The organism is Thermodesulfitimonas sp. (genome assembly GCF_052743955.1).
Window position 1 is genome coordinate 1 of record NZ_JBRAIN010000037.1, and the last position, 9,591, is coordinate 9,591.

Annotated in this window: 13 protein-coding genes; all 13 read right to left on the bottom strand. The window is 53.7% G+C overall.

Translation table 11 applies throughout. From position 1 onward, the window contains the following. Positions 1-76: 76 nt before the first annotated feature. Entirely contained in the window at positions 77-1,204 is a 1,128-nt protein-coding gene (fliY, locus tag ACUVTA_RS04615) for a flagellar motor switch phosphatase FliY (RefSeq protein ID WP_445951800.1), read from the bottom strand. Beyond that, positions 1,197-2,189, bottom strand: coding sequence for a flagellar motor switch protein FliM (fliM, locus tag ACUVTA_RS04620; RefSeq protein WP_445951801.1), 993 nt, complete (start codon positions 2,187-2,189; stop codon positions 1,197-1,199). Before fliM ends, fliY begins: the two co-directional genes overlap by 8 nt. Positions 2,190-2,216: 27 nt before the next feature. Next, positions 2,217-2,588: a response regulator gene (locus tag ACUVTA_RS04625; RefSeq protein WP_445951802.1), complete on the bottom strand. Its 372-nt coding sequence runs from the start codon at positions 2,586-2,588 to the stop codon at positions 2,217-2,219. 13 nt (positions 2,589-2,601) lie between these two features. Next, positions 2,602-3,210, bottom strand: coding sequence for a chemotaxis protein CheC (locus ACUVTA_RS04630; protein ID WP_445951803.1), 609 nt, complete (start codon positions 3,208-3,210; stop codon positions 2,602-2,604). A gap of 106 nt (positions 3,211-3,316) precedes the next feature. After that, complete coding sequence (locus ACUVTA_RS04635; protein WP_445951804.1) at positions 3,317-4,084, bottom strand: CheR family methyltransferase; 768 nt, start codon at positions 4,082-4,084, stop codon at positions 3,317-3,319. Between the two features lies 1 nt (position 4,085). Then, positions 4,086-4,607, bottom strand: coding sequence for a chemotaxis protein CheD (locus tag ACUVTA_RS04640; protein WP_445951805.1), 522 nt, complete (start codon positions 4,605-4,607; stop codon positions 4,086-4,088). A gap of 60 nt (positions 4,608-4,667) precedes the next feature. Beyond that, on the bottom strand, positions 4,668-5,417 hold the full coding sequence (locus ACUVTA_RS04645; RefSeq protein ID WP_445951806.1) for a flagellar hook-basal body protein: 750 nt from the start codon (positions 5,415-5,417) through the stop codon (positions 4,668-4,670). 1 nt (position 5,418) lies between these two features. Then, positions 5,419-5,832: a hypothetical protein gene (locus ACUVTA_RS04650; RefSeq protein WP_445951807.1), complete on the bottom strand. Its 414-nt coding sequence runs from the start codon at positions 5,830-5,832 to the stop codon at positions 5,419-5,421. After that, a complete protein-coding gene (locus ACUVTA_RS04655) occupies positions 5,832-6,599 on the bottom strand; it encodes a sigma-70 family RNA polymerase sigma factor (RefSeq protein WP_445951808.1) in 768 nt (255 codons plus the stop codon). The genes ACUVTA_RS04650 and ACUVTA_RS04655 overlap by 1 nt, the downstream gene beginning before the upstream one ends. Positions 6,600-6,628: 29 nt before the next feature. After that, entirely contained in the window at positions 6,629-7,282 is a 654-nt protein-coding gene (locus ACUVTA_RS04660; protein WP_445951809.1) for a flagellar brake protein, read from the bottom strand. 21 nt (positions 7,283-7,303) lie between these two features. Next, complete coding sequence (locus ACUVTA_RS04665; RefSeq protein WP_445951810.1) at positions 7,304-8,176, bottom strand: MinD/ParA family protein; 873 nt, start codon at positions 8,174-8,176, stop codon at positions 7,304-7,306. Continuing rightward, positions 8,157-9,359 carry a flagellar biosynthesis protein FlhF gene (flhF, locus tag ACUVTA_RS04670; protein WP_445951811.1) on the bottom strand — a complete coding sequence of 401 codons (1,203 nt, stop codon included), beginning with the start codon at positions 9,357-9,359 and terminating at the stop codon, positions 8,157-8,159. Before flhF ends, ACUVTA_RS04665 begins: the two co-directional genes overlap by 20 nt. Continuing rightward, on the bottom strand, positions 9,349-9,591 hold a 243-nt coding region (locus ACUVTA_RS04675), incomplete at its 5' end, for an FHIPEP family type III secretion protein (protein ID WP_445951812.1). The genes flhF and ACUVTA_RS04675, both read right to left, overlap by 11 nt.

Here is a 9,591-nt window from a genome sequence, read left to right on the forward strand (position 1 = left end):
GCGGCTTTTCGCTCAAGTTCGCCAACTTTAACAGGGGTTTTTGCAGTGAAATCATCTATAAATTATTCCCAGTATTTCACCTGTTTCCGGCAAGATACTGCAAGCGTTCCTGCGGGGTCACGATACTGGTGATCTGGACGCCGAAATTCTCGTTTACCACCACCACCTCTCCTTTGGCCACCAGGGTTCCGTTAACCCAAACCTCCACCGGCTCGTTGGCCAGCGCGGCAAGTTCCACAATGCTCCCCGGTCCTAGAGAAAGGATCTCCTTGATAGGACGCTTGGTTCGGCCCAGCACCACCGTAACCTTCAGAGGAATATCCAGGATTAGCTCTAACTTCCGCTGGTCAATCGAAGGAAGCAGCGTAGAAGCCGGAAGCCCTTCCTGAGCGACCGAGGCACCGGCCGAAACAGGCGGAGGGGCAACCAGGCCTGTATCTGTCATTGCCGCCTCTTCTTGTTCCCCTAGCACAGCAGCAGCCGCGGGCGTTTCGGGGAAGAAATCCTGCCACAAGAGCGCCGCCTGCTCCCGGGCCGTTTCAATCCCGAGAATCTGCATAATCTCGGTATCTAAAAGGTCATTCACCGTCATCCGGAAATAGATGACGACGATCTGGTCGCCAAGCCCTAACCCAAACTCCTTATGTTCCGCCGAATCGAAAACCGAAACCTCCGGGGGAGCAATATTTACCGTCCGCTTAAAGATATCAGCCATTGCGGTGGCCGCCGCGCCCATCATCTGGTTCATCGCTTCGGCGACTGCGCTTATTTCAAGTTCTCCTAGCGTAGTAGGGGGGGTCTGCCCGTTCCCTCCCATCATCAGGTCCGCAATCACGGCCACATCCGTAGTCTTAATCACTAAAAGGCTTAATCCCGCCAGCCCCTCGGTATACCTTACCTTAATAATCATGTAGGGGACTGTGAAACTACTGACCAGCGCTTCCTCAGTAGTAACCTCTACCCGCGGGCTGGTAATTACCACCTTTTGATTCAACAACTCCGAAAGGGTAGTGGCCGCCGCGCCCATCGAAATGTTGCCGATCTCTCCGAGGGCATCCTTCTCCTTATCGGTAAGCGCATCCCCTGTCCCGGCAGCGGCAGTATCAGACGCCGGTGTTTCCTGCAGGTCGGGCCCGGTTGTCTCAGGCGGATTGCCGCTCAAAAGCGCATCGATCTCCTCCTGCTTCAGTAACCGGTCAGCCAACCAGTTCACCCCCTTCTGCAAAAGAAGTTATCTGCACCGCCAGGTACTGCCCAACCGTTCCTGCCTGAGCCTTGTACCGCAGCTGGCGCCCCACATATACATCCATGTCTTGGTTAACACCCCGGTTAAGAGGCACCACATCACCCACCTGGAGATTCAGGAATTCCCGGACCGTGATCTCTGTTTCCCCGGTAACCACCGTTATCTCCAGCGGCATCCGGTTGATCCAGTAAAGGAGCTCCTCTTTAGCCGTTCCTTCTTGTGCTTCGCCGGGACGGAGGCGATAATAACTTTGCAACTGCGTCAGCAGCGGCTCAAGGGTGGCCTGGGAGAAACAGAGATTTACCACGCCACCAGAGCTGTTCCCTACTATGGTGCTAAAAGTTACTACCGCCACCACTTCACTTGGTGAAATCACCTGCTGAAACCGCGGGTTGGTCTCTACCGATTCAATCTCCGGTTCCACCTTAAAAACATCCGACCAAGCAAAACTCAGGTTCTCCAGGATCTTAGCGTTGAGCTTCTTCGCTACCGAGACTTCAATATCCGTAAGCTCCCTAATCTTTTTCGGCATCTCTCCCGGGCCACCGAAAAGAAGGTCGATAGCCGGAAAAAGGAAATGGAGGTTAGTCTCCATCACCGCCACGCCTTTCAGCGGCCGCAGACTGAAGATCGTCAGAAGCGTAGGCATAGGCAACGACCGGATGAAATCGTCAAAAGTGAACTGCTCTACAGAACTGACCGTCATACTGATATTGGTCCGGAGATAGCCGGAGAGAAAGCCAGACAAAATCCGGGCCAGGTTTTCGTGCAGGATCTGTAGAGTCCGCAACTGGTCCTTGGAAAACTTATTCGGGCGGCGGAAGTCGTACTTCTTTATTCCCGAAACGGCAGCCTGAACCGGCGCTTCTTCCGGCTTAATTTGCCCTGTAGAAAGAGCCGCTAATAACGCGTCTATTTCGGCTTGCGACAGAATATCTGGCACTTATATCCCCTTCTCGTCGCCACAATTTTAGTCTGCTCTCGCCAAAACCCGCTCCATCGCCTGCAGGATGCGCTCCTGTTGGAAAGGCTTCACGATGAAGTCTTTAGCTCCAGCCTGAATTGCCTCCATCACCATCGCCTGCTGTCCCATCGCGCTAACTATAATGATCTTGGCGTTCGGGTCAATGGCCCTTATCGCCTTGACGCCGGCGATGCCGTCCATCTCGGGCATAATGATATCCATCGTCACCAGATCGGGTTTGAGCTGCTTGTAAAGCTCTACAGCGGCCATTCCGTTCTCCGCCTCGCCAACAACCTCGTAGCCGTTCTTAGTAAGGATATTTTTGATCATCATCCGCATAAAGGCGGCATCGTCAACAATCAGGACCCTCTTCCCCATTAAGTCACCCTCCTTACAGAGTTTCTAACTGGACCCGAAGCGAATCGAGCAACGAGTTGAGCGTACCCACATCAAAAAAGAACAAGAGGTTACCGGTAACTTCATCCCCCTCCTGCGCCAATTTAGTTTCGATAAGAAGAACCTGATCTTCCATCATTCCCGTACCTAAAAGGGAGCTCGAAATGATCGAACCCAGCATATCGAAGGTAAAGAGGGGTACCGCAGGAATAATGGTAAGATTAGACATCATACTAATGGCGTTTAAGAAAGAGCCGGTAAGGATATTCCCAACCTCCATTAGGACCGACTCCTCCATCCCGCCAATCTCCTCCAGCGAACTGACCGGCTGGCCGAGCAACTGTGAGATTAGCTTAAGCACGCTCCCTTCCGAGAAGACAAAGAGGACGGTGCCGCTTAGGTCCCCTTCTACACGGAGCAGCACAGCCGCCACAACTTCTTCTATATCCCCAATGTGGTCCAAGACCTCTTCCACCGGCACTAAGCTCGCCCGTGGCACCGTGACGCTAACCTTTGTATTTAAGAATTCCGCCAGGGCCGTCGCAGCGTTCCCAATACCGACGTTACCGACTTCTTGTAAGATATCGACCACATCGCCGTTCAACCAAATAACCCCCTTCAAAGCGCCAGGAATTTCTTGGACTCCCCGTATTTCACGTGGTTCTTAACCTCAAAGCCGGATTTACGCTCCTCATAGTTAATTAATCGACCTAAACCTTGCGGTAAAAAGAGGGGTAACTCTTTTCTAAGCCAAAGTCCCGGTAGTTAAAGATCGTTTCGCTAGCCCCGATAAAGAGATAGCCTCCCGGACTTAACGCCTCGCTGAACTGTTTAATCAGCTTGTTTTGCGCCTCCTTTGTAAAGTAGATCTGCACGTTTCTATAAATAATTAGGTCGTATCCTTTGCTGTAAGGGTCCTTTAACAAGTCATGGTACTTGAAAGCTACTCGGCGCCTGAACTCCTCGCGAAAGACGAACTGATCGCCCTCCTTGCGAAAGTATTTCGCCAACCGGACGGGAGAAACGTTCTTTAACAGCTCAGCGGGATAAGCGCCCTTTACCGCCGCAGCAAGGATTTTGCGGTCGATATCCGTAGCCTCAATCCGGTAGAGGCCACCTGGCCGCAAGTCTTCGAGAATCATCACTACGGAATAAGGCTCCGCGCCGTTAGAACAGGCGGCGCTCCAGATTTTGAGCAGCGACCGTTTCGCCCAGAGTTCCGGAATCACTTTCTCTTCGAGAATCCTAAACATGGCCGGGTCCCGGAAAAATTCCGTAACGTTTATCGTCAGGTAGTCCAGAAACTCTTGCAGGGCTTCCCGGTCGTTTTTGAGCAAATTATAGTAGGCGGCGTAATCACCTATCCCGCGCCTGGCCATGAGGTTGCCTGTCCGGCGCTTGAGCTGCGTTTCTTTATAGCTGGTCAGATCAATACCGAAAGTCGCGTGCATCTTTTGCCTGAAAGCGTCGAAATCCATCTCAGATCTCCTTTATCTGGCTCCCAAGCGTCTTAATCACAACGCGTCCGGTTGCCGTATCCAGGACCATGGTCCGGCCCCTGTTACCGCCTACATCCTCGGCAACCACCTTTATCCCGAGGCTCCGCAACACCTCCCGGGCAACCCCCACATTGCGTTTACCGATGTCAAAACGGAACTTGTTATCGGCACCGGTAAACATCTGGGCCCCCCCGGCCATCTTGGCTTCAAGGAGCCGCCGGTTCGCCCCCAATCGTAAAACCTCTTCGAGCAGAAGAGGTATCCCGGTGTCGGCAAATTTCGCAGGCTTCCCGCTCCCCTTCGAAAAATCGGCCATCCGGGGAAGCATCACGTGGACGAGGCCCCCGATTTTATGGACCGGATCGTAAAGCGTAATACCAACACAGGAGCCAAGCCCGAGCGTGATCAACACAACGGGTTCTTTCCCGACCTTCCAATCGGCTATGCCTACCTGAACTTCGGAGGCACCGTTCGCGACCACCGCTTTCGCTACTTTCAGCAACTTGAATCCTCCTAGTACGGCTCCGGTTTCTGGGCCCATCTCCGGGGTGTTATCCAGCCATTACCGGACCTTCCCTATCTGGTTTACCGCCCTGGAAAGAAGCTCGTCGTGCGTTCGCAAAGCCCGCTGGTTAAGCTGGTACGCCCGCAACCCTTCAATCAACATGGTCATCTCCCGGGTCAAGTCTACGTTAGCAGTCTCCAGGTAACCCTGCAAGATTACAGCCCCCGCAGCTGCCTCCGGTAGGCCTCCAGCCGCACGAAAATACCCTTTTCCTTCTTTTACCAAGACTATTTTGTCCTGGAAGTCTACTACTAGCAGCCTATCCACAGGATTCCCGCCCGCTAAAACCGTACCGTCGGGTGCTATTTTATAATCGCTGCCGCCGACCTGCACTGGGCCACCTTCGCCTAAAATCCGGTCACCGTTAGCCGTTACCAGGTACCCCTCACCATCAACGAAAATGGTGCCTCCCCTAAAGTAACGTTCCCCAGCGTCGGTCTGTACCACCAGAAAGCCTTCTCCGTGCAGGGCCACATCCCCCAGGTTTCCCGTATTCTCAAGCGCACCCTGCGTGTAATCGGTAGTAATCGCCGCCACTTCTGTCCCGTAGCCGGTTACACCAACCGGCTGCATCCTTCTTCCTTCCGGCTCCGCACGCAGTAGCAGAACTTCTGGAAAGCTCATCGCACTCAAACGGTCACTTTTGAAACCAGCCGTCGAAACGTTAGCTACGTTATTCGCGACAAGGTCAATCGCCACCTGTTGCAAATTGAGTCCTGTAGCAGCAGTATAGATGCCGCGCAGCATGTTATCCTTCCTTTCGCATCCGTCTAAGGTTAAGGATTAATTCGATCTCCCCTTTACTACGCCCAAACTCTTGAGCTAGTTCGGTCACCATTTTACCGGTGTCAAAGGCCCTGTATACAGCTTCATAAGCGCTCAACTGCCCTTTCGCCCGGCTCTGAGGGCTCAAGATAACTCCTACCTGTTGCTCCAGCCATTGAAGATGCCCTTTCAGTTCTAGGCAGATACTGGTGAGGTTTTCGAGCCGGTTCTCAATGTTTACCAACCTACTTTCGAGGTCTAACTCCTCTGCAGTCACCGCCTCCTCAAACTTGCTTCGAAAATCCTGTTGCTTTTTAAAGCGGACCAAAAACCAGAAAAACCCGCCGCAGCAAGCAACTAGCAGGAGTAAAAAGGTAACAAATAGCACGACAAGCATCAACGAGCCCCCCCCGCCTCACTCATGGCGAGAATCTTCTTCCGTAGCTTTTTAATCGCCTTAGCGTGCAGTTGACAGGCCCGCGACTCCGAAACGTTAAGCACCCTCCCAATCTCTTTTAAGGTAAGCCCTTCCTGGTAGTAAAGCGCCAAAACCAGCTTCAACTTCTCGTCAAGGCTCGCCACAGCCTCGGCAAGAAGTGATTGGTCGTCACCCTGACAAAGCGATTCAAGCGGGTCAGGGCTCTGCGGGTCCTCCACCAGATCCCCCCAGCAAACCTGGTTGCCATTACCGACATTGACAACCTCTTCAAGAGATACCGGACAAGCTGCTTGAAAATAAAAGGTTACCTTAGCCAACTCTCCTGCTGTTATGCCGAGAATTCTGGCCAATTCCTCATCTGAAGGCCGCTGCCCGCGCCTTTTTTCCAGTTCCTCCCGCACCTGGTTCACCTCCTGCATCCGCTGCCAGAGGCTCCGCGGCAACCAAGTGAGCCGCCGAATCTCGTCGAGCATTGCGCCCCGGACCCGCAGGTAGGCATAGGTTTCGAATTCTGTTCCGTGGTTGGGATCAAACCGATCGATGGCCGACATTAACCCAAAAATGCCCGCACTTTCGAGATCTTCCTGGCTGATCCAAAGAGGAAGCCGCACCGCAAGCCGCGCGGCCAACTGCTTCACCAGTGGAAGGTATTTAAGGATCAATTCCTCCCGGGCGCTATCTTTGCCGTTAGCCTTGTACTCCTGCCAAACCTCCGTCAACGCCATGACACCCCCCTCCCCTTCCTATGATAGGGTTACCGGAGTCGGGCCTGCTCCATCATCTTCCAGAAGATATAGCTAAAAATCTTGTCCCTGTGGTTCTGCGGCATATCGAGAAACTTAACCCCCGAATGGTATAGCCGCTTCTTTTCGAGAGCCACGGGCTCTGTACGCACCACCTCCGCCTTGGTTACGGTTTCGAAAAAGCTACCGCGCAGCGGCAACCGGAACTTGACTAGTAACACCGTTCCTGGCCGGTATTCTTTCTCGCAAACTAACCGCATTCCCCCGGCACTAATATCGAGGGCCTTACTCTGCTTAAAAACCGGCGCCGCATCGCCTTCCGGAACTTCGGCGTACTGAACATCAAGCATAACATAAAGCCGCACGTCACGCCGGCGCTGAATCCGCTTAATCTCTTCCGGAAAAGCCAGGCCATAAAGTAAAATCCTGTCTTCCCGGCGTGAGGTAACCGTTGTGTTAAAAGCAAAACATTCATTCTCCCCCGTAAACTGTACGGTCACCCGGTCACCGCGGGAAAGAATCAGCGGCACCTGACGTCGGTAAGGAACCGCAATAAATATCGCGTCAGCCGTAATATCTTCCACCGAGGAGACGTAATACTCGTCGCTTCCCTCCAGGGCCACCAGAATCCGCTGGTTAATAGCTAAGCCGATCGGCTCCTTCATTAACAACACCTGACCCTCTCTTTAGCCAAAAAGCTTTAGTAACCGGTCGAGAAACCGCTCCGCCGCTTTCGGCGTAGGCTCTTTTCCGTCTACTAGATAACGCGCAATCTTTTCGATACTCTTCGCGGCCATCGAATAGGGCTGCGACAAGACTAACGGGCGCTGCTCTTTTACCGCCTGTCCGACCACGGCATCCTCGAGGATTTCCCCCAAGTAGCTAAGATGAAACCCGAGGAACTTGCTACAAACCGTCTGAAGCCGTTGCGCAGCCTGATGCGCCTCTTTCTCATTGCGTGCCCGGTTTACTACCAGGCGCGCCTCGGTATGTAACTGAAACCGTGCCAGCACCTTAATCAACCCGTAGGCGTCCATAAGCGAAGTGGGCTCAGGCGTAATAACCACAACTACCTCTTCCGCAGCAGCTACGAAACCTAATACATTGCGCGAGATACCCGCTCCGGTATCAACCAACACAAAGTCGGTTCGGGTGCGTAAGTAAGGCAGGAGGTCGAGCAGACGCTGGCGCTGAACGCTATCAAGATTGGCCAGCTCTTGCATTCCGGAACCACTAGAGATAACCTGTAATCCGTATAGCCCGGTGCACAATATCTCTTCGATGCTTTTGTTGCCGTACAAGAACTCGTACAACGTATAGGCTGGCGTTAAACCAAGTAACACTTCGACGTTGGCCAAGCCTAAATCACCGTCAAAAAGCAGTACCCGCCTCCCCCAGCGCGCCAGCACCAACCCTAGATTGACTACGAGGCTGGTTTTGCCAACGCCGCCCTTCCCGCTCGTCACGGTAATAATGCGCGGTCCCGTTTCCCGGTGCCGCGCGACAATGGGCGGCAAACTATTAACGAGGGTTCGCAGCTTATGCGCCTGATCCAGCACCCTGTTCCCCTCCTTTCAGTACCAGCTTCGCTACCTTTTTCGGGTAGAGCGTAACAATGTCGTCCGGAACACTCTGTCCGTTAGTTACGTAAACAGCTGGAAGTCCCAGGTGTTTTATCAGGTTAAGGACCACACCCGGGCTTTCCGTTTCGTCGATTTTCGTAAAGATTAGCTTGTTATAGTTAAGCCGGCTAAAATCCTCTGCCACCCGTAGCAGATCCCGGTACTTCGTGTTACAACTCAGAACCAGGTAAATATCCCGCGGTTCCGGAATGGCTTCCAGAAAGGCTTTGAGCTCTAAAACTTGCTCGAGATTCTTTGAAGGGCGCCCTGCCGTATCGATAAAGATATGCTCCGCCTGGGCGTGACTCTCTAAGGCCTGCCGCATCTCTTGGGGGGTTAATACCACCTCCAGCGGCACCCCGATGATTTCCGCGTAAGACCTGAGCTGTTCTACCGCCCCGATGCGGTAAGTATCGATGGTTACCAGGGCGATATTTTTTTGGTAGAAAAGGCGGTACTGAGCGGCTAACTTGGCCAGGGTGGTTGTCTTACCAACGCCAGTAGGGCCGATGAAAACGATAACCCGTCCCGCCCCGTTATTTTGGTAGCACGGCTTTACCATTTGCGTGATCTGGTTGAGCAGCGCCACCTCAACCACTTCGCTCTGCTCTGCCCCTCCCTCCGGCACCTCTTTTTCTACCGCCGTGAGCAACTCGTCGATAATTTCGGCTTCAACTTCCATTTCGGCAAGAACCCGCCGCCACTTTAATAACGGCTCTTTTTCCTGGTCTTCACTGGCCTGCCGGCTGTCCGCCAGACGGTTTAAAACGCTCTTTACCTCCCCTAGCTCCCGCCTTAGCGCGAGATCAGTTACCGCGGTACCGCAGGGAAAACCGGACCCAGGCTGTCCGCCCGCAATAACGTTGCCCCCATTAGCAACAGCGGGCGGAGGCCCACCTGTCCCGATAGGAGCAGCAACCACTGCCGCCTGGGCTACCGCGCTTTCAGCCCGCCGCTCCTCAAGGGCCGCCGTTACCTCTAACTGGCGCATAAAAAGACCCAACAGGCCACGGCCCCGGACCCGGCGACAGGAGATGATGATCGCCTCCGGTCCCATATCTTGCTTAATAAGGGCCACCGCCTCCTGCATGTCACGGGCAAGGTAGCGCTTAATCCTCATCCCACACCACCGTCCCTACAGCTTCAACCTCCACGTCGGGCCAAATCTCGTTAAGTGACAAAACTGCCAAATGCGGTAATTGACGTTCCGTCAGCCGCCGCAATGGAAGACGCACCCCGGGTGAACAAAGAATGACGGGCAGCACCCCCTGACGGGCGATCTTTTCCGCTGCTTCCTTTACCCTCTCTACAATCCGCTGGACCTTACGCGGCTCGAGTACCGGGTAACCGCC

Bases quoted from the DNA above. Each gene is read 5' to 3' on its own strand.
- ACUVTA_RS04645 (WP_445951806.1), bottom strand. From the start codon at position 5,417: ATGCTGCGCGGCATCTATACTGCTGCTACAGGACTCAATTTGCAACAG.
- ACUVTA_RS04655 (WP_445951808.1), bottom strand. From the start codon at position 6,599: ATGGCGTTGACGGAGGTTTGGCAGGAGTACAAGGCTAACGGCAAAGAT.
- flhF (WP_445951811.1), bottom strand. From the start codon at position 9,359: ATGAGGATTAAGCGCTACCTTGCCCGTGACATGCAGGAGGCGGTGGCC.
- ACUVTA_RS04635 (WP_445951804.1), bottom strand. From the start codon at position 4,084: ATGGATTTCGACGCTTTCAGGCAAAAGATGCACGCGACTTTCGGTATT.
- ACUVTA_RS04660 (WP_445951809.1), bottom strand. From the start codon at position 7,282: ATGAAGGAGCCGATCGGCTTAGCTATTAACCAGCGGATTCTGGTGGCC.
- ACUVTA_RS04625 (WP_445951802.1), bottom strand. From the start codon at position 2,588: ATGGGGAAGAGGGTCCTGATTGTTGACGATGCCGCCTTTATGCGGATG.
- ACUVTA_RS04650 (WP_445951807.1), bottom strand. From the start codon at position 5,832: ATGCTTGTCGTGCTATTTGTTACCTTTTTACTCCTGCTAGTTGCTTGC.